The 20,134-nt window shown below is 36.2% G+C and carries 21 protein-coding genes; 11 read left to right on the forward strand and 10 right to left on the reverse strand.

Features of this window, described 5'->3' with window-relative positions:
* Positions 1–45: 45 nt before the first annotated feature.
* Genes rfaE1 through gmhB form a run of 4 tightly spaced genes read right to left on the reverse strand, consistent with a single transcriptional unit; the run spans position 46 to position 3,109 of the window.
* On the reverse strand, positions 46–1,428 hold the full coding sequence (gene rfaE1 / locus CINF_RS07630; RefSeq protein WP_179975108.1) for a D-glycero-beta-D-manno-heptose-7-phosphate kinase: 1,383 nt from the start codon (positions 1,426–1,428) through the stop codon (positions 46–48).
* Positions 1,421–2,395 (reverse strand): ADP-glyceromanno-heptose 6-epimerase, encoded by a 975-nt coding sequence (gene rfaD / locus CINF_RS07635; RefSeq protein WP_179975109.1) that lies wholly within the window; start codon positions 2,393–2,395, stop codon positions 1,421–1,423. Before rfaD ends, rfaE1 begins: the two co-directional genes overlap by 8 nt.
* Positions 2,392–2,646: a hypothetical protein gene (locus CINF_RS07640; protein ID WP_179975110.1), complete on the reverse strand. Its 255-nt coding sequence runs from the start codon at positions 2,644–2,646 to the stop codon at positions 2,392–2,394. The genes rfaD and CINF_RS07640 overlap by 4 nt, the downstream gene beginning before the upstream one ends.
* Positions 2,612–3,109 (reverse strand): D-glycero-beta-D-manno-heptose 1,7-bisphosphate 7-phosphatase, encoded by a 498-nt coding sequence (gmhB, locus tag CINF_RS07645; protein ID WP_179975111.1) that lies wholly within the window; start codon positions 3,107–3,109, stop codon positions 2,612–2,614. The genes CINF_RS07640 and gmhB overlap by 35 nt, the downstream gene beginning before the upstream one ends.
* A 144-nt stretch (positions 3,110–3,253) precedes the next feature.
* Between gmhB and CINF_RS07650 the strand changes: the two genes are divergently transcribed.
* Positions 3,254–3,571 carry a c-type cytochrome gene (locus CINF_RS07650; RefSeq protein WP_179975112.1) on the forward strand — a complete coding sequence of 106 codons (318 nt, stop codon included), beginning with the start codon at positions 3,254–3,256 and terminating at the stop codon, positions 3,569–3,571.
* A gap of 213 nt (positions 3,572–3,784) precedes the next feature.
* Entirely contained in the window at positions 3,785–5,026 is a 1,242-nt protein-coding gene (locus tag CINF_RS07655; protein ID WP_179975113.1) for an NAD(P)/FAD-dependent oxidoreductase, read from the forward strand.
* 390 nt (positions 5,027–5,416) lie between these two features.
* Here CINF_RS07655 and serC read toward each other — a convergent pair whose 3' ends face one another.
* The 6 genes from serC to CINF_RS07685 form a co-directional block, all read right to left on the reverse strand.
* Entirely contained in the window at positions 5,417–6,529 is a 1,113-nt protein-coding gene (gene serC, locus CINF_RS07660; RefSeq protein WP_179975114.1) for a phosphoserine transaminase, read from the reverse strand.
* On the reverse strand, positions 6,510–7,724 hold the full coding sequence (xseA, locus tag CINF_RS07665; RefSeq protein ID WP_179975115.1) for an exodeoxyribonuclease VII large subunit: 1,215 nt from the start codon (positions 7,722–7,724) through the stop codon (positions 6,510–6,512). The genes serC and xseA overlap by 20 nt, the downstream gene beginning before the upstream one ends.
* 3 nt (positions 7,725–7,727) lie before the next feature.
* On the reverse strand, positions 7,728–10,682 hold the full coding sequence (locus CINF_RS07670; protein WP_179975116.1) for a sensor histidine kinase: 2,955 nt from the start codon (positions 10,680–10,682) through the stop codon (positions 7,728–7,730).
* Between the two features lie 234 nt (positions 10,683–10,916).
* Positions 10,917–13,625, reverse strand: a complete 2,709-nt coding sequence (gene gyrA, locus CINF_RS07675) for a DNA gyrase subunit A (protein WP_179975117.1) — start codon at positions 13,623–13,625, stop codon at positions 10,917–10,919.
* Positions 13,626–13,793: 168 nt separating this feature from the next.
* A complete protein-coding gene (locus tag CINF_RS07680; protein WP_179975118.1) occupies positions 13,794–14,849 on the reverse strand; it encodes an Mrp/NBP35 family ATP-binding protein in 1,056 nt (351 codons plus the stop codon).
* On the reverse strand, positions 14,797–15,108 hold the full coding sequence (locus CINF_RS07685; RefSeq protein ID WP_178696793.1) for a hypothetical protein: 312 nt from the start codon (positions 15,106–15,108) through the stop codon (positions 14,797–14,799). The genes CINF_RS07680 and CINF_RS07685 overlap by 53 nt, the downstream gene beginning before the upstream one ends.
* A 281-nt stretch (positions 15,109–15,389) precedes the next feature.
* Between CINF_RS07685 and rpmJ the strand changes: the two genes are divergently transcribed.
* The 9 genes from rpmJ (at position 15,390) to CINF_RS07730 (ending at position 20,119) form a co-directional block, all read left to right on the forward strand.
* Positions 15,390–15,503 carry a 50S ribosomal protein L36 gene (gene rpmJ / locus CINF_RS07690; protein ID WP_178696792.1) on the forward strand — a complete coding sequence of 38 codons (114 nt, stop codon included), beginning with the start codon at positions 15,390–15,392 and terminating at the stop codon, positions 15,501–15,503.
* Positions 15,504–15,506: 3 nt separating this feature from the next.
* Positions 15,507–15,875, forward strand: coding sequence for a 30S ribosomal protein S13 (gene rpsM, locus CINF_RS07695; protein ID WP_178696791.1), 369 nt, complete (start codon positions 15,507–15,509; stop codon positions 15,873–15,875).
* A gap of 9 nt (positions 15,876–15,884) precedes the next feature.
* Positions 15,885–16,277, forward strand: coding sequence for a 30S ribosomal protein S11 (gene rpsK / locus CINF_RS07700; protein WP_178696790.1), 393 nt, complete (start codon positions 15,885–15,887; stop codon positions 16,275–16,277).
* A gap of 117 nt (positions 16,278–16,394) precedes the next feature.
* A complete protein-coding gene (gene rpsD, locus CINF_RS07705) occupies positions 16,395–17,021 on the forward strand; it encodes a 30S ribosomal protein S4 (RefSeq protein WP_178696789.1) in 627 nt (208 codons plus the stop codon).
* Between the two features lie 12 nt (positions 17,022–17,033).
* Complete coding sequence (locus tag CINF_RS07710; protein WP_178696788.1) at positions 17,034–18,050, forward strand: DNA-directed RNA polymerase subunit alpha; 1,017 nt, start codon at positions 17,034–17,036, stop codon at positions 18,048–18,050.
* Positions 18,047–18,400 (forward strand): 50S ribosomal protein L17, encoded by a 354-nt coding sequence (gene rplQ, locus CINF_RS07715; protein WP_178696787.1) that lies wholly within the window; start codon positions 18,047–18,049, stop codon positions 18,398–18,400. The genes CINF_RS07710 and rplQ overlap by 4 nt, the downstream gene beginning before the upstream one ends.
* 276 nt (positions 18,401–18,676) lie before the next feature.
* Positions 18,677–18,937 carry a NifU family protein gene (locus CINF_RS07720; RefSeq protein ID WP_178696786.1) on the forward strand — a complete coding sequence of 87 codons (261 nt, stop codon included), beginning with the start codon at positions 18,677–18,679 and terminating at the stop codon, positions 18,935–18,937.
* On the forward strand, positions 18,934–19,653 hold the full coding sequence (locus CINF_RS07725; RefSeq protein WP_179975119.1) for a hypothetical protein: 720 nt from the start codon (positions 18,934–18,936) through the stop codon (positions 19,651–19,653). Before CINF_RS07720 ends, CINF_RS07725 begins: the two co-directional genes overlap by 4 nt.
* Positions 19,643–20,119, forward strand: coding sequence for a hypothetical protein (locus CINF_RS07730; RefSeq protein WP_179975120.1), 477 nt, complete (start codon positions 19,643–19,645; stop codon positions 20,117–20,119). Before CINF_RS07725 ends, CINF_RS07730 begins: the two co-directional genes overlap by 11 nt.
* The last annotated feature ends 15 nt before the right edge of the window (positions 20,120–20,134 follow it).

Consider the following 20,134-nt stretch of genomic DNA (forward strand, 5'->3'; position numbering starts at 1 on the left):
TTACCCTTAAATTTTAAACGCCCAAAGAAACTAAAATATTAAAATTTAACATTCATTTTGGATTTTTTTTATTAAGTTTGTTGTGCTTTTGCCCTCTATAAACTCTATTAATCTTACCTCGCCAGCAAATTCTGCGCCAACCACGCTTTTACCGGCATAATCTGCGCCTTTAACCAAAATATCAGGTTGTAATTCTTTTATCAAATTAAGTGGCGTATCATCATCAAAAAGCACCACAAAATCCACGCATTCAAGTGCTGCTAGCATTGCTGCGCGGTCGTTTTGAGAGTTTATTGGCCTTTGTTCGCCTTTTAATGCCTTGATACTGCGATCTGTATTTAAACCAACAACTAAAATATCACCTAAATTTTTTGCTTTTTCAAGGTAGCTAATATGCCCAAAATGCAAAATATCAAAACAGCCATTTGTGAAAATAATTTTTTTGCCATTTTTGATGTGTTTTAGCTCATTTTGCGTGATAATCTTACGCAAAAAGCCATTTTTTGAGCTTTTTAATGCGTTAATCTCGCTCCAACTCGCATCAGCTGAGCCAACCTTTCCTACAACAACAGCAGCTGCTAAATTGGCCGTTTGAATAGCCTGGCTTATACTAAAACCATCTGCTAAGCAGTATCCAAGAGTGGCTAGCACGCTATCGCCAGCACCAGTTACATCAAAAACTTCTTTTGCCAAGGCTTCATACTGGCTAAAATCTCGCCCATCATAAAGCCCAATGCCCTGCTCGCTAAGCGTGATTAGTCCGTATTTTAAGCCATATCGCTCTTTTAATTGTTTTAGCGCCCATTTTATGCTTTCATCATCTTTTAAAACCCTGTTTAATGCTTGGCTAGCTTCTTTGCGGTTTGGGGTCAATAAAGTAGCGCCCCAATACTTACTATAATCCTTGCCTTTTGGATCGACTAAAACCATTTTGCTGGCATCTTTTGTGATTTTAATTATTTGCGTGCATAAATGCTGGCTTAGCACGCCTTTTGCATAATCGCTTAAAAGCACGATATCATAGTTTTTTAAAATTTGTGGGAATTTGGCGATTATTTCATCGCTTAAAGTAATTTCTTGAACACTTTCAGTATCCAAGCGTAAAACCTGCTGATGGCTTACAATAATACGGGATTTTTGGCTAGATTTTCGCCCGCGCTCTTTTAAAACTAGCTCACTTTTTGCCCCGCATTCATCAAGCAATTTTGATATTTGCCTGCCTGTTTCATCATCGCCAAGCACGCTTATTACGCCTGTATCTGCCCCTAGTGCGATTAGATTTGAGATCACATTTCCACATCCTCCAAGTCGCTTGCTTTCGCTATTTTTTAGCACGACTTGCACAGGTGCTTCTGGCGAGATGCGCTCACAACTCCCCCAAATATAATGATCCATCATCAAATCGCCAACCACTAAAATTTTAGGCATTTATTTCATCCTTAAAAATGCGTTTAATTTCATCTTTATAATCACTTATGCCAAGCTCTAAGCTAAATTGTGGCTGATATTTAAGGGCTGTTTGGCTTGTGCTTAAATCAGCTTGCGTGTGAAACTGATAACCGCGCTTGAAAGGATTTTTAATATATTCTCTTTGGCATTTTATATCTAACTCGTTTTCTAAAATATCTACTATTTGACTAAATGATCGCGCCTTGCCTGTGGCTGCGTTATAAACGCCGTTTGGAGCATTTAAGGCCAGTTCATTTGCAAGTATTATATCCTTAATATATACAAAATCCCTATATATCTTTTGGCTACCCTCAAAAAGCTTAACCTTGCCGTCTTTTAAAATTTGTAAGCCAAATTGTAAAATCATCGAAGAGGTTTTATTTTTGTAAAATTCCCCTGCGCCATAAACATTAAAATACCGAAGTCCCACTAGCTTTGCGCGCGGATTTTGAACGCAAAAATTATGCGCCATTTTATCCATCATTAACTTACTAAATCCATAGGCATTTAGTGGGTTTTCATTTTTGCCTACTGTTTGTGGGCTTGGCGCATCTCCATAAGTTGCCCCAGAGCTTGCGTATATTAAATTCGCATCGCATTTTAAACTTAATTTTAAAAGCTTAGTAAAGCTGCTTAGATTTACTTTCATCACCTGACTTTGCTCGCTTACGGTGGTATCTGAAATGGCTGCTTGATGAAAAATCGCCCTTGGGGCAAAATCAGCTATCATTTCAAGCGTGGCATCATCGCAAATATCGCCACAATAAACATCTCCGCCAAATCCTAGCAAATTTTTATAATGCCCAAAAGAGCGCAAATTGCCATTAGAAAAAATTTCTAAATCCCTAAAAATATCAACCACCAAAACCTCATCACCCCGAGCAGCGAAGTATTTGGCTAAATTTGAGCCGATAAAACCAGCCCCGCCTGTAATTGCAATTTTCATTTTTGACTTTCTTTTTTTTGTTCTTTTTTGTTTTCTTGTAACTTTTGTAATGGGTAAATTTTATATGTTATGTTTGCTATTGTATTGCCCATTGTGATTTTTAAAATATCGTTTTTTGGGATTTTAGCGACAAATTCCTCGACCTTATTTAAAAGATCTATGCTATTTTTAGCAACAATCATTTCATGCTTGGTTTCATAATCTACTTTTTTTACTTTAAATAGATCTTGAAAAAATTTTGGCGGCTTCATACACACTCTTTAAATTTTGTTTTTCGTTTATTTTGTAGCAATTTTTTATGCCAGCATTTTTGCCTGCTTGGATATCGCTATCTTTATCGCCTATTAAAATAGACGCATTCAAATCCACATCAAACTCAGCTTTTGCTTGTAAGATCATACCTGGTTTTGGTTTGCGACAAGCGCAATTACTTTGTGGTGCGTGCGGGCAAAAATATACTTTCTTAATATAAATTTCGCGCTTTTTAAAATTTTCAAGCATCCATTCATTTAATCTTAAAAAATCATCTTGCGTGTAATATCCGCGCCCAATGCCTGATTGATTGGTGATAATAAAAAGCGCATAACCAAGATTGCTAAATCCTTTTAAAACATCAAAAACATCAGGCATAAACTCAAAATCAGCAATCTTATAAACATAATTTTTATCAGCGTTAATCACGCCATCTCTATCCAAAAACACAGCCTTGATCATAGCGTAAGATTTTACACCAAATTTTATTTTTTTTCAAATTTTAGCTAATAAAAATTTTAAAATTAACATTTTATTTGGCGATTTAGCTATTTTTTAGTTATAAGATTTTAAAATTACGCCTAAAATTTTTCAAAGGAGGATACAATGAAAAAATTTTTGTTAATTGGTTTTGGAGCCGCTTTGGCATGTAGTATGAGCTTTGGTGCTGATGGTGCTGTTGTTTTTAAAAAATGCATAGCTTGCCACGGGGCTAAGGCTGAAAAAGCTTATTTAAATAAAGTTCCTGTGCTAACGACAGTAGATCCTGCTGAACGCCTTGAATTAATGAAAGGCTATAAGGCTGGCACGGTTGAAGGCGGTAAAGGCAAAATCGGCCAAGGCGCGATCATGAAAATTCAAATGAGCACATTAAGCGAAGAAGATATGGCTGCTGTAAATGAATATATAAGCACGCTAAAATAAGCATTTAACGCAAAGGCGGTGATTTTCACCGCCTAATTTAAAATTTCAAATTTTCATCATTTATTGATTTAAAATTTCAAAATTTATCCCTTAAAAAACATTTCAAGCGCAAGAATAAAGGCTTAAAAATATCTTAAAACAAAATTTTACTTTTGATTTTTAATCGTTTTATCTGCCTAAAAGTCTTACAATTTCAAATAAAAAAGGTGTGATATGCAAAAAAATATTTTGATTTTAGGTGGCGGATATGCTGGCTTGGCTTGCACGATGGGACTTGAAAAACGCCTTAAAAACGAGATTATAGCTGGCAAGGTTAAGCTAACACTAATCAACAAGCACGACTACCATTATCAAACCACCTTACTTCATAGGATCGCGCTTGGGACATATTCTGAGCGCAAGGGTCGCATATTTTACCGCAAAATTCTTCACAATACAAATTTCATAAAAGACATAGTTACAGACATTGATTTAAACGCGCGCAAAATTTATGGCGTAAATGGTTGCCACGAATACGATTATTTGGTAATTGCCCTTGGTTTTGAGCCAAATTTTATGGGCATTAGCGGAGCAAAAGAGCACACCTATAAACTAGCCACCATGAATAGCGCGCTCGAACTCTTACACGACTTGGAGATGAAATTTAAAAATTTTAGCCCAAAATCTAGCCCGCAAGATCTACATTTTGCCGTAGTTGGTAGCGGATTTACAGGCGTAGAATACGCAGCCGAGCTAAAAGACCGTATCGATGAATTATGCGATATTTGCGGGATTGATAGAAGTTTGGGCAAGATTTATTTAATCGCGCGTGGCGGCAAGGTGCTACCTATGTTTAGCAAAAAACTCTCCAATCTTTCACGCAAAAAGCTAACAAAGCGCGGCATTGAAATCATTAATGGTAGCGTAATAGAATGCTTTGATGGTGGTGTGATAGTAGAAAATGAGGGCAAAAAAGAAAAAATCCTAGCAAATACCGTGCTTTGGAGTGCGGGCGTAAAAGGCAATGAAATAATAAACAAACTAAGCGCGCAAAATGTAAGCGTGAAAAACTCGCGCATTATGGTAGATGCGTGCTTGCGCGTGGAAAATTTTGATAATGTTTTTGCGCTTGGGGATTGTGCGATGGCCTGTGAGCAAGACATAGTGCATGCGCCCACGGCTCAGCTAGCTACGCAAATGGGCGAGTATTGCTCCAAAAGTCTTGCAAAAATCATACAAGCTGATATCAAGGGCGATAAAAACGCTTGCCAGATTAAGCCATTTAAGTTTCATCACAAAGGCACGGTTTGCTCAATTGGCCATACAGACGCCGTAGGTTTTGCTTTTGGGGTTGGAATCGCTGGCGAAGTGGCGGCATTTTTAAAGAATTTCATAGAAAACAAATGGCTTTATGCCATCGGCGGCCCAGCAATGGTAATCAAAAAAGGGCAGTTTAGGTTTAGAAGTAGCGATTAGGGCAAATTTTCAGTTTAGTTTTAATTAAAATTTGCTTTTTGCTTTAATTTGTTTTTTGCTTTATAAATTTTAAAATTTAAGGTTTAAATTTAATTTTTTTTAGCAAATTTTTAGCGCAAATACTGCGCGCGTGTAAATGAATTTTAAAATTTAGAGTTTAAATATTTGGCTTATTTAAAAGCCTTTAAAAATAAAATTTTAAAGGCTAGATTTTAGCAAGTGGCTAAACTTAAAAATAAAATTTTAAAATTCAAACTTTAAAAAATAAAATTTTAAAGATTAACTTTTTAGCAAGTGGCTTGGCTTTTAAAATTTTAAATAAAATCAGCTAGTATTAAAAAGCCAAATTTTAAAATTTAACGCAAATTTTAAAAGCCACTAGCCAAAGTTCTAGCAAGTTCGCCTAAACTCTTTCATAAACTCTACCAAAGCTCTCACATCATCAATGCTTACCGCATTATAAATGCTAGCCCGCAAACCACCTAAAATGCGATGTCCTTTAAGGCCTATCATATTTTGCGCATTCGCAAGCTCTACAAAGCGCGCATCAAGCTCGGCACTTGGCGTTTTAAAGCTCACATTCATTAATGAGCGCGAATGGCTTTTTGCGTGCCCTGTGTAAAAATCATCTTCATCAATAATCTCATAAAGCATTTTGGCTTTTTGCTCGTTTTGCTTATAAATCGCGCTTAGACCGCCTTGCTCTTTTATCCAATCAAGCACCAAATCAAGCATATAAATAGCAAAAGTCGGCGGAGTGTTAGCTAGGCTATTTGCTTCAAGCTGAGTTTTGTAAGATAAAATAGTCGGCACATGCCCAAAAAATGGTGCTTTAAAACTGCCCTTTGGCTCAGCTTGGACGCGCTGGGCTAAATCTTTGCGGATTATTACTAGCGTTAGGCCTGCTGGGCCTGCGTTTTTTTGCGCCCCACCCCAAAATAGCCCGATATTATTTGCTTTAAAATCAATCTCCCTGCTTAATAAATCCGAACTAGAATCAATCACAAGTGGCGCGCCTTTTGTGTTTGGAAAACTTTTATATTGCGTGCCGTATATTGTATTATTTGAGCAAATATAGCAATAATCAGCATCGGCGCTAAAATCTATATTTTTTGGAATTTCATCAAAATTTGTGCTCTCACTACTGGCTACAATCTCATAATTAATGCCTAAAATTTTGGCATCTTTAATGGCTTTTTGCGTCCAAACGCCTGTATTTGCGTATTGTGCTACACCGCCAAAATACAAATTCATCGGCACTTGCGCAAATTGCATATGCCCGCCACCTTGTAAAAATAACACAGCATATTCATCGCCTAAATTATAAAAATCGCGGATTTTTGCGATAGCGCCATTGTGCATGGCTTCATAATCCTTGCCGCGATGGCTTACTTCCATTATATTAAAGCCTTTTTGATGGTAGCTTAAAAACTCATCTTGGGCTTTTTTTAGCACGCCCAGTGGCAAACCGCTAGGGCCTGCGCTAAAATTTTTCACTCTCATTAACATCTCCTTTAATTAGTGCTGATTTTGTCGCAAATGGCGATTTTAGCGTTACTTCATCGCCTGCTTTTAATTTATCTAGGCTGATTTTTTGCTCGTTTTTATAAATACTGACTAAATCTTTTGCTTTGTTAAAATATTCTTGCTTGCTTTTTAATAACAATTCGCATTTTTCTAAGTTGTGTTTGTAGCGGTTAAACCTTGTATCAAGCGCGTTTTGCATATTGTTTTGGGAATTCAAAATTTTAGCATTAAACACAGAAATTTTAGAATCCACACTAACGCTTGTTAATAAACGCATTTCATAATTTAATTGCGAACTTAGCGCATTTAGCTTTTCTTGCATTATTTCATTTAATTCATTAGCCATATTATCGATAAATTGTGCCAAATCAGCTCCATTTGGCAGCAAATCCTCTATGCTAGCTGTTGGCGTGATAGAGCGATGATCGCTTACAAAATCGCTTATTGTGTAATCAATCTCATGGCCTATGGCTGAAATAATGGGCGTTTTAAGAGCTAAGATTGTGCGCGCTAGGCTCTCATCATTAAAGCACCACAAATCCTCTTTGCTCCCGCCACCACGCGCTAAAATAATAACATCTAGCTCGGCATTATCTGCCATTTCTAAGGCGTTTATGATTGAATGCGGGGCATTTGCGCCTTGAACCAAGGTATCAAAACTTAAAAATTTGCTTAAAAAATATCCGCGCGCTTTGATTCTGTTTAATATATCAGCAAAAGCGGCTGAACTTAGGCTAGTTACGATCCCTACGCGTTTTGGGAATTGTGGCAAAGATTTTTTACCCACTTTTTCAAAGGTTTTGGCATCTTTTTGCTTAATCAATCCTTGAAATTTTAATTTTTCACACAAGGCATTAAAAGCCGCATCTAAATCTCCACTGCCTGCTAATTTTAAGCTCGTTAGGTTGATTTGATAGTTTCCACTTGGGCTATAAATGCTTAATTTACCGCGCCCAATCACCTTTAAACCATCTTTTAGAGCAAAATTTACGCGCGAGTTTGCGCCTTTAAACATCGTTGCGCTTATGCTTGATTTTTCATCTTTTAGCACAAAATACCAATGCCCGCTAGAATGCCTAATAAAACGCGAAATCTCACCCTCAATCTCTACATCATTATAATGGCTTTCAAGCAAAGCACTTGCTGCAAGGTTTAACTCTGTGATTGTCATTTTTTATCTCTTGCCTTCTAAAATCGGCTTTAATTTTAGCTCGTATTGGAGTTTATTTAATGAAGTGCTAAATAATTCAAACTCATTTGCAAGGCTACTTTCTATTCTAAAATCATTATCGATGAAAAGCCCGGCGATTATGTCGTAGTTGTGTTTTTTGCGGGCTGAATTGATGATTTCAAGGTAGGTTCTTGTGTTTAGTTCGCTCATATCCGCATCGCAAATTACTATTTTATATGGCCTTGCGCTTAAATGCTCGCCAAGATTTACCATATTGCGCGCGGTGTCGATTTTATCGCTGAAATTTCTAAATGCGCTAGCGTAGATATTGTTTGCAGCGGCTGATTTTTTAAATATCAATATATCGCGCAATTTATCATTTGCTAGCATTGCGTTTTGCTTGCGTTTAGTTAAAATTTGAGAAATTCTGCTTTTTAATAATTCTTTGCCCTGAACAGAATCATAATCTGCTTTAAGCAAATAATCATCAAAAACTAATTTATTATTTACAAGATTGTCGCTTCTATCGCTTATTGCGATAAATGAACAAGGCCTTTGTATGGCATCGATGTTTTGTTTATCCATTAAATCCAAATCCACAAAAACCACATCATAATGTAATAACGGGTTGATTTGAGTATGCACATGGCTTACTAATTCGCCCAAAGTGCTTGAAATAATAGCATCGCCAAGGACAAGCACGCTTAGATTGATGCGTTTTGTTAAAGATGAACTTGTTTTTTTGCCAGTGATTTTTTCATAAGCGTTAATAAACTCGCTAAGTGAAACAGGCTCTTTAAGCCAAATGGTGTAAGCATCGGTAAATTCTGGTTGCTTTGCTGAGATTAGTATGGTTTTTGCATCATCAAAGGGCTTTTTTGTCCCACGAACTATATATAAACTTTTTGGCAAGTAAGTATCTCTTAGCTTATAAGCTAAACCCAGATGGCTTAAATATGATTTTACAATATCAAAAAAGCTAGGCAATTTTTCGCCATCTAGGTTTGGCAATTTTGTTTCGTATATATTATCTGCTGAATATATCACAACCTCTTCGCCTTGGAATTTATTTTTATACCTAAAATCGCTCTTAAACTTAGCCTCTATGCTAAATCCTATTTTTGTGCCTGTGTTTGCCTTGCTTGTTATATCAAATTTTGAACCAAGCATTTGTAAGTATTGATTACAAAGCCTTAGATCCAATCCACCACTATTGTAAATTTGAAGTTTTGAAGCATTTGTATCTGTAAAGCCTTCAAAAATAATCTCGTGCTTTATGCCACTACCACCATCAACTACTGCGAATTTAATGCCAGTTTTATCATCTTTTGTTTGGTTTAATTTTGAAATTTGTAATAAAACCGCGCTACCATCGCCAATGCTGTATTCTATGGCATTATCTAATAAAGAAGTTAAAATAAACTCGATTTTTTCTTTATCTGCATCTAAAATACCCTCTAAATTAGGATCTACAAAAATCAAAAGTTCTATATTTTTACTAGATATTTTCTTGCTAAATTGCCCTACGAGATTAAAAGGTAAATCTAAGATTGAAAATTTTGTATTTTTTATTTTTATGGTTTCGCATTGTAGTTTGGATATGATTATTAGATTATTTAAAAGCTTTAAGAGCTTATTTGAGCTATCATCCATTTCTTCTAAATATTTAAGCAAATCTTTATGCTCCGTATTTGCTAGCTCTGTGCGTAAAATTTCATTATAGCCCATTCTTACATTCAATGGTTCTTTTATTTCAAAGCTGATATTTGATAAAAATGTTTTATGCTCTTTTTCGTCCATTTTTTTAGCATTATCTTTATCTAGGATTTTATTGGCTGTTTCATCGAATAATTCAAAAATTTGCTTGCTATCCATCGCGATGTTATGGTTAGCGGCTATTATTTGTAAGCGTTTTTTATATTCGCTTAATAATTGTATTTGCTTTTTGATATTGGTTTTATTAGAGATAAAAAGCCAAAGCATAAAAATAATATAAATTATAACGCCTATGGCTATAAGCAAATAAGTAAATAAGAGATTGTTGGATTGTTTGATGTTATTTTGCAAATCTGCGCTTATTGCGTAAATTTTTGAATTATAATTATTTTCTATGGTGTTTGTAAAATTAAAAAATTCCTCAAAACCAAAATCAGGTTTTTCGCCACGCAATAAAGCAAAATACAATTTATCTAAATTTTCGTGGGCTAAAATATAATCTTTATTTTCATCTATTTTTTTAATCGCATTTTTTAATTTATCATTATTGCCTTTATAAATGGCAAAAATATGGCTAATCCCCGCAGGACTATGTGCTATGATATTTGAATAATCTCTTTTTTGCTTTAACATAAAAGATAAAATTTCATTTCCCGTTTTATCTAAGGCTTGATTTTTTATAATATAGCCAATTAAAAAATCTCGCTTTTTATCTAGCTCGATAATATCCTTAAACACCGACATCATCACCAACACAGGAACGGTTTGTTCTATATCATTTGTGTAGGAATTTAAGCTTTGGACGCTTTGGAAAATTTCTTTATCAATCTCATCATAACGCGAAAATAGCTCAGCATTAAAATCGCTTCTGTTTTGATCTAAATCATTGCGGATATTAAATAATTTATCTAAGGCGTTATTTAGGCTATTTAGCTCGCGCATGGCTTTATTGCTATCTATGCGCAAAATTTCTATATTTTGATGATCCACATTAGCTTGTGAATATAAAAGCGCTTGCATGGCGCGCTCTTTATGGAGCTTTTGGGCGATTTGGGTTAGTTGGTTTATTTGTGTAAGAGCTTTATTTAAACGATTGTGCGAATTTATCTCAGCTATAACATAAAGCAAGAAAATTAAAGCAAAAATGCTAGCAATCGCCATCATAGAATAATTTGCCGCGTCATAAGTTTTAAGCTTATCATCTTTTTTGTAAAAGGTAAATTTTTGAAAAAATTTATTCATCTTTATTCTTAAAATTTAGTGTAAAAAATTTTGGGATTATATCACCGCTAGGCTTGAAATTTACTAAAATATTTAAAAATAGCTTTTGCGTTTATATTTATTTTAAACGCCTTATATCATCAAAAAATCCACTCTTAAAGAAAATTTTAATATTGATAAAAAATAAAATTTTAAATTAAACCAGCCCTAAGATGAGCACCTTAGGGCTAAAAATGCGCAAAATATAAATTTTAATTATTGCTCGCTTATATTGCTCCCAGCGTTAGTCACTTCGCTTATTTCATCGCTAGAAGCAATCAGCTCGCCATTTTCATCAAAAATTTCTTCATCTTTTTCTTCTTTTGGGCAGCAAGCAATGCTAACAACGCTTTCTCCATCTACATTTACAACCCTTACGCCACTTGTATTACGCCCAGCTTTTCTAATGCTTTGCATATCGGTGCGAATCATCTTGCCGCTTGTAGTAAGCGCCATTAAATCCATATTTTCATCTACCATCACCGCGCCGATTAAATCGCCGGTTTTATCTGTTAATCTCATACAAATCACGCCCTTGCCGCCGCGATTTGTTAGGCGATATTCATCGGCTGTCGTGCGCTTGCCAATGCCATTTTGGCTAACGCTTAAAATTTCTTGTGAGTTTGATTCTATAAAGGTTGCGCCCACGACAAAATCGCCCGCTTCTTTAAATCTTATTCCAGTTACGCCACGGCTGATTCTACCCATTTGGCGCACTTTATTGATGCGAAATTTCACGCACATACCCTTGCGCGTTATTATTAAAAGCATTGCCCCTTCATCATTTGGGCTTAATTCTTCACTCTCTGTGCTTAATTCTTCATTGCTTGTGCTTTGAGATAAAATTTCATTCATTTCATCTTTTATTTGGGCTAACTGCTCGCTAATTTCAATATCTAAATTAGGATTTTCTTCATCTTCAAGCCCATAATTTACGCGCGGAGCTACTTCGCCTGCTTCATTTTGGATAATTAAAGCAGTTACTAATTCATCGTTTTCATCAAGTTTAATTGCGCGCACGCCTATTGTGCGAATATTTTTGTATTCGCTTAAATTCGTGCGTTTAACCAAGCCGTTTTTAGTAAAAAACGCTAGCGATTTACTAGCATCAAAATCGCTTGTTGGGATAATGGCTTTAATCTTTTCATCAGGTTGAAGTGAGATTAAATTAACCACAGCCTTGCCCTTAGCCGTGCGCGAACCCTCTGGGATTTTATAAACTTTTAGCCAGTATAATTGCCCGCGATTAGTAATAAACATTAAAGTATCGTGGCTCATACAAGTAAAAAAGCTCTCAATAAAATCATCATCATAAGTCGTTACTGCCACCTTGCCCTTGCCACCGCGTTTTTGCTTTTCATAGCTTTTGCTTGGCACGCGCTTAATGTAGCCACGATGAGTGATTGTTACTACCATATTTTCATTTGGTATTAAATCCTCTATATCAATATCATCATAATCATCGATTATTTCGGTTTTGCGCGGACATTTAAATTTATTTTTTATCTCTAAAAGTTCATCTTTTATCAATGCTTCGATTTTTTGCTCACTTTTTAATAGAGCATCTAGCTGGGCTATTAGCTCAATAAGCTCAGCTAGCTCAGCTTCTAGCTTTTCGCGCTCTAAGCCTGTTAGCTTGCTTAATCGCATTTCTAAAATCGCCTTGCTTTGTTCTTCGCTTAGATTAAAATTTTGAATTAAACCAGCTTGTGCGCTTTGTATATCAGCACTTGCGCGAATTAGCGCAATTACTGCGTCTATATTATCAAGTGCTATTTTAAGACCTTCTAAAATATGCGCTCTTGCTCTTGCTTTTTGAAGTTCAAAAATAGTTCTACGGATAATTACGGTTTTTCTATGATTTAAAAATAACCTTAAAAGCTCTAAAAGATTGAAAATTTTTGGCTCTTTATTATGAATGGCAAGCATTATCACGCCAAAAGTAATCTCCATTTGCGTGCTTTTATATAAATTATTTAACACAATCTCGCTCATAGCATCGCGCTTTAATTCAATCACCAAGCGCACGCCATCTCTATCGCTTTCATCGCGCACCTCAGCTATGCCATCAATTATTTTTTCTTTGCCAAGTTCTGCTATATCAGCGTGTAATTTTGCCTTATTTACTTGATAAGGCATTTCATCTATTACTATTACATCTTTATTTGGTTTTTTTTCTATGTGGGTTTTGGCTCTTAATTTAATGCGTCCGCGCCCCGTGCGGTAAGCTTCAATAATGCCTTTTTTGCCAAAAATTGTCCCGCCTGTTGGAAAATCTGGTCCTTTTATATACTCCATAACCTCTTCAATACTTGCATTTTTATTTTCAAGCACTAAAAGCAAGCCATCAATTAACTCATCAAGGCTGTGTGGTGGAATATTTGTCGCCATACCAACAGCTATACCGCTTGATCCATTTAATAATAAATTTGGCACACGAGCAGGCAATACATCTGGCTCGATCTCACTATCATCATAGTTTGGCACGAAATCAACGGTATCTTTTTCTAAATCCTCTAAAAGCGCTTCAGCAAGCGTAGTCATACGCGCTTCTGTATAACGCATAGCCGCTGCGCCATCGCCGTCCATTGAGCCAAAATTGCCTTGTCCATCAATAGCAGGTATTCGCATACTAAAATTTTGTGCTAAACGCACCAAGGCATCATAAACTGCTATATCGCCGTGTGGGTGGTATTTACCTATTACATCACCTACTATGCGGGCTGATTTTTTGTGCTTGGATTTTGAACCAACGCCTAATTTTTCCATTGCGTATAAAATGCGTCTATGCACTGGCTTTAAGCCATCGCGCGCATCAGGCAAAGCCCGCCCGATAATCACGCTCATTGAATAATCCAAATAACTAGTTTTTATAGAGTCTTCTACATCAATTGTTTGAATATCTTGATTTTGTAGTAATTCCATTAAAGCGCCTTTGAAATTTTAAAATCGCAGATTGTATCAAAAATAAAGTTAAATTTCTTTTAAGAATTTGCTTGTGTTTTAAAATTATTGATATTTTGTGAGTTTAAAATTTGTGATTGTAGGTTTTAGCCTGCGTTGCGCGCTAACTTGGCGCGCAAATTTTAATCTTTATCTTGGTTGAATGCTAGAATTATCAGCTCCGCCATTTTTACTAAGTGCTTCTAGGCTTTGCCATATTGTATTTGCCGCGTTTTCATAGGCTTTTGCGCTAAGAGAGTTTGGGGCATAAAAGCTAAGTGGCTTACCATCATCGCCGCTTTGTCTAATAGCTGGTTCTAATGGAATTTGGGCTAAAATTTGGCATTCGTATTTTTTAGCTAGGGCATTTATGCCCTCACTAGAACCAAAAATTTCGTATTTTTCCCCGCAATTTGGGCAAATAAACCCGCTCATATTTTCTATTAAACCGCCGATTTTTATGCCTAATTTATTAAACATATCCAAAGCACGCGCACTATCATCTAAGGCTACTTTTTCTGGTGTGCTAACGCAAATTCCAAGACTTACAGGGACATTTTGTGCTAAGCTAAGCTGAGCATCGCCAGTGCCTGGTGGCATATCTAAAAATAAAACATCTAGCTCGCTCCACGCCACTTCATTTAAAAGTTGCTCTATTGCTTTCATTATCATAGCTCCACGCCAAATCAAGCTTTGGTTTGGTTCAATTAGCAAGCCCATACTCATCATCTCAATCCCATGGCTTAAAACTGGGCTTAATTTATTGCCCTTGATATTTGTTTTTGCTAGGCTAGCACCCATCATCGCAGGGATATTTGGCCCGTAAATATCAGCATCTAAAAGCCCCACACGCTTACCTAATTTAGCTAGGCTAATGGCTAAATTTAATGTAGTAGTTGATTTACCCACTCCGCCCTTACCGCTTGAAATCATCACAAAATGCTTGATTTGCGGGGCGATATTTTTGCTTTTTGGCCCTTGGCTTTGTTTAGCCTCTTTAAGCTCTGGCGTTAATATTTCGCACTCTATGCCAAGATTTAGCGCGCTTATTTCTTTAAGCAGTTTTTCTTTAATTTCAGGCTTTGAGCTAGGAATTTCTAATATAATTTTTGGTGTTGTAGCTTTTACAAAGCCAAAATCTACTATGCTTTTTTCAAAGCCCGGATATATTATCGTCTTTAAAAGTTGAATTATTTTCTCGTCCATCGTTTTCACCTGTGTTGTTATTTTCTGCATTTGCAAGCGTTTCTTTTGCTTCTTGCGTTTCTTGCTTAGCTTGATTTTCTTGTGCTTTTTGGCTAGCATTTTCATCAAAGCCTAAGCCTTTTGGCGTCATACGCATTTCTACGCTGTTTTGGTATTTTTGGCTTAATTGCTCTGTGGTATTTTGCTTAATTACATCAGCCTTGTTATACATAAAATAAACAAAACCAGCAATTATCGCCACTAAAATTAAAATTTTCATCTTACCCCCCTTAAAATTTGAAGATAAAAAAGCGCATTCTACAAAATTTTAAAAAATTTTAAACTTAAATTAGCATAAAATTTTAAAATTTGTAAATATTAAAATTTGAATTTTTAAGAAAATTAAAAGCATCTTTAAGATACAATCCGCGCTTTTAGTTTTAGGACTCGAGGCTGACGAAGAAGTGTTTTTAAAATCGCCACTATTTTAAAAACAGTTGGTTTGCTAAGGCAAACCTAAAAGTCCAATCCCAAAGTGGCCAATTATCAAAAGGACAGCAAATGAAGGTGCGACCATCAGTAAAAAAGATGTGCGATAAATGCAAGATTGTAAGACGCAAAGGCGTTGTGCATATAATCTGCGATAATCCAAAACACAAACAAAGACAAGGATAAAAAATGGCTCGTATAGCAGGTGTAGATTTACCAAAGAAAAAGCGCGTAGAGTATGGATTGACCTATATTTACGGCATAGGGCTATTTACTTCACGCAAAATTTTAGACGCGGTTAAAATTTCTTATGATAAACGCGTGCAAGATTTAAGCGAAGATGAGGCTGCAGCTATCCGCAAAGAAATCCAAGAGCATTATGTAGTAGAAGGCGATCTTAGAAAAAGTGTCGCTATGGATATTAAGGCATTGATGGATTTAGGTAATTATCGTGGTTTAAGACATAGAAAAGGCTTACCAGTGCGCGGGCAAAAAACCAAAACAAACGCTCGCACTCGCAAAGGTAAGCGCAAAACAGTTGGCGCTGCTGCTAAATAAGGATAAATAATGGCACAAAAAAAAGTAGTAAAGAAAAAAACAGCTAAAAAAAATATAGCCAAAGGTATAGTTTATATCTCAGCAAGCTTTAATAACACTATGGTTACAGTAACCGATGAAATGGGAAATGCCATAGCGTGGAGCAGTGCTGGTGGTTTAGGCTTTAAAGGTAGCAAAAAATCAACCCCTTATGCAGCACAACAAGCAGTAGAAGATGCCCTAAACAAAGCCAAAGAACACGGCATTAAAGAAGTAGGCATAAAGGTGCAAGGACCAGGATCTGGTCGCGAAACAGCTGTAAAAAGCGTAGGTGGCGTAGAGGGCATTAAGGTTCTTTTCTTAAAAGATATCACGCCACTAGCGCACAATGGTTGCCGCCCACCTAAACGCAGAAGAGTTTAAGTTAGTGTGTGCTTTACGCAAATATAAAAATTTAGCATTCACAAAACTTAATTTTTCATTTTTGAATTCTAATTTATATAGAATTCCCTAAATATATAGAAATTCTAAGGATAAAAAATGGCAAGATATACTGGAGCAGTAGAAAAACTTGAAAGGCGTCTTGGCGTATCTTTGGCACTAAAAGGTGAGCGTCGTTTAGCTGGCAAAAGCGCACTAGATAAAAGACCTTACGCACCTGGCCAACACGGACAAAGACGCGCTAAAATTAGCGATTATGGCTTACACCTAAGAGAAAAACAAAAAGCCAAATTTATGTATGGTTTGAGCGAAAAACAATTTCGCCGTTTATTTAGCGAGGCCGCTAGAAAAGATGGAAATACCGGAGAGCTTTTAGTTACACTTTTAGAGCAACGCTTAGATAATGTAGTTTATAGAATGGGCTTTGCTACAACGCGCCGCTTTGCTAGACAGCTAGTAACTCACGGACATGTGCTAGTAAATGGCAAGCGTGTAGATATACCATCATATCGCGTAGCCGAAGGACAAAAAATAGAAATTGCTGAAAAAACTAAGCAAAATCCACAAGTTGTCCGCGCCGTAGAACTAACTAACCAAACTGGCATAGTTGCTTGGGTAGATGTAGATAAAGACAAAAAATTTGGAATTTTCACAAGAATTCCACAAAGAGCAGAGCTTACAATCCCAGTAGAAGAGCGCTATATAGTAGAGCTTTACTCAAAATAGTGGGAGGCTCATATGAAAAAGGTAACCACAGAAGCATTTACCCCTACTGAAATTTCAGTAGAACAACTAGGCGGAGATAGCGCGAGAATTTCAGCGTGGCCTTTTGAAAATGGCTACGCAGTAACACTAGCTCACCCTTTACGCCGTTTGCTATATACTAGCACGGTAGGTTTTGCCCCAGTGGGCGTAAAAATCGAAGGCGTAAGCCACGAGTTTGATTCTATGCGCGGTATGCTTGAAGATGTTACTATTTTTATAGTAAATCTAAAAAATTTACGCTTTAAGCTTAAAAACGGCTCTAAACGAGAAGTAATTCATTATGAGTTTGAAGGCCCAAAAGAAATTAGCGGTAAAGATCTAAGCAATAATTTAGTTGAAATTGTAAATGCCGATGCGTATTTAGCCACCATCAATGAAGATGCCAAACTTTGCTTTGATTTAATCATAGAAAAAGGCATAGGCTATGTGCCTAGCGAAAATATTAGAGAATATTTAGAAAGCGGATATATCGCACTTGATGCGTTCTTTACGCCTGTTAAAAAAGCCGTGTATGAAATACAAAATGTGCTTGTTGAAGATAACCCAGATTACGAAAAAATCGTAATGACAGTTACAACCGATGGGCAAATCACACCGCTTGAAGCCTTTAAAAATGGTGTAGAGGCTATGTATAAACAAATGAGCATATTTAACAATGTCTTAAATGTAGATGCAAATAGCGCTATTAGCACAAGCACAAGCAAAAAAGAACACAGCAAATTATACGAAGATATAGATGGCTTAAATCTTAGCGTTCGTAGCCTAAACTGCCTTAAAAAAACAGGCTTATCTTTAATAGGTGAGCTAGCTTTAATGACTGAAAGCGAATTAAAAGAGCTTAAAAATTTAGGCAAAAAATCCCTTGATGAAATAAAAGAAGTGATGGCAGAAATCGGCTATCCTTTTGATAGCGGAGCATTAGAGGGACAAAAAGAGGCAATCCGCAAAAAACTTGCCGAGTTTAAAAAACAAAAGGAAAGTAAAAAATGAGACATAATCACGGATATAGAAAATTAGGGCGCACAAGCTCTCATCGCGCCGCTTTACTTAAAAATCTTAGCATAGCCATTATCAAAGCTGGTAAAATCGAAACCACCTTACCAAAGGCAAAAGAACTAAGAAGCTATGTAGAAAAACTAATCACAAGAGCTAGAAAAGGCGACAGCCAGGCGCACAGAGCTATTTTTGCTAGCTTACAAGATAAAGAAAGTGTTAAAAAGCTAATAGGAGAAATTGCTCCAAAATTTGTAGGCGTAAATGGCGGATATGTTCGTATCATCAAAACCCGCACTCGCAAAGGCGATGCTGCTCAAATGGCCTATATAGAGCTTACTAAGTAATTTTTGTGCTTGCATTAGCAAGCACGCTTCTTTATAAATTTTAAATAAAATCTACTTTTAAAATTTGTGCCAATTTTAAAGTCTTGTTTAAATTAATATCAAAACCAATCGCCTAAAATTTTCTTTTTAAAATTTGCGCCCAAATAAATTTTCAACAGGCATTTTTAAAATAAAAGATAAAATTTTATCTTAACTAGCTTTATTTATAAATAATTTATGCTAGCTTTGCTTTAAATTTGCTACAATGCGCGCTTAAATTATGATTTAGGCGATAAAATGATACCTTTTAGCGATGAAGAACTTTTAAATCCAGTAAAAGAAAGTTTAAAAAGTGTTTTGCCTATGCTTGAACGCGATGGTGGTGGTTTAGAGCTAATAGGCATAAAAGAAGGCATTGTGTATTTGCGCTTAATAGGCCATTGCGTGGCTTGCCCAGCTAGCGATATGACGCTAAAAAACGGCATCGAGCGCCAATTACGCATAGATATTCACCCAGAAATTATAGTAAAAAATGTAAGCAAGGATTTTAAACTATGAGCGAAAAAATAGCCACAAAAACAAAGCACGAAATCCCGCAAAATAACCGCGCCAAAACCGCATTAACTAAAAAAAACATCACCAAACCATCACCCGCTGCAGCCAAAAACCTTAGCGCAATTCAAAAAAACGCCAAACAAGCCCAAAGCGCGCGGGCAAACCGCACCCGCCAAAAACCACTAAATTTTAAAATTTTACGCCAAAAGGGCATAAGTTTATTTCGCAAAAAACTCTACGATCAAGCAAAAATCGCATTTTGTCTGGCTTACGAGCAAAACCCAAACAATGAACTTTTATCTTTTATAGAATTATGCACCTTAGCCAAGCACGATCAAAACGGCGTTAGCGGACTTTTTGAGCTATATTGTGCCAACATTTCAAAAAACCAAGAAAAAAATCTAACCCTTATAATTGATATACTTCAAAAAACAACCTACGCCCAAAGCGCGCAATCATCGCAAGATTCTAGCATTAGCTATGAAGATTTTTGCGATATTGTGCGAGCAAACGGCGATTTTGGCTCAACCTTTCAAAGAGTTATCCACTCTACGCGCATAGTAATTTCAAATAAAAAATCGCTAGTAGATTTTATCTCGCGCTTAATTGATAGCGGTTTTACCGATCTTGCCATTCATTATATGGAAACCACGCACACCTACCTTACAAATGAACTAGACGCATTAGCACAAAAATTAAAGAGCAAAGATGACTTTTAATGCCGGATTTTATTATATCGGCTCACTTTTTGGGCTTTTGCGTTTTGAGCTAGCAAGCCTTATAAAAACTGGTTTTGGCGAGATTAAAATTAGCGATCTTTACAGGCTTTACCCAGATAGCGATTTTAGCGATTTGGGCGAGTTTTGCGCGGATTTTAGCCAAGAAATTTCAATACAATATGCTAATTTTTTTATCGGCCCAAAAGATAGCACACTAAGTGATAACACAGGCTTTAAATACAGCATTGAGGGCGAACACATAGGCATCATCAATCTAAGCGCGCTCACTCAAAACGCCCTTGATACCAAGCTTTTAACCTATCGCCATAACCGCGTATGCTCAAAATTTTCAGAGTTTAATTACGGCCGTAGCGCCCAATTTAATGAAAATTTCAAAGTGCTAGAAAAGCACGATAAAATCATAATCGCCGATATTGTGATTTTTAAAAATCACAATTTAGGCTAAATTTTAAAATTTTAA

Origin of the sequence: Candidatus Campylobacter infans (assembly GCF_013416015.1) — a bacterium.
Taxonomy (GTDB): domain Bacteria; phylum Campylobacterota; class Campylobacteria; order Campylobacterales; family Campylobacteraceae; genus Campylobacter; species Campylobacter infans.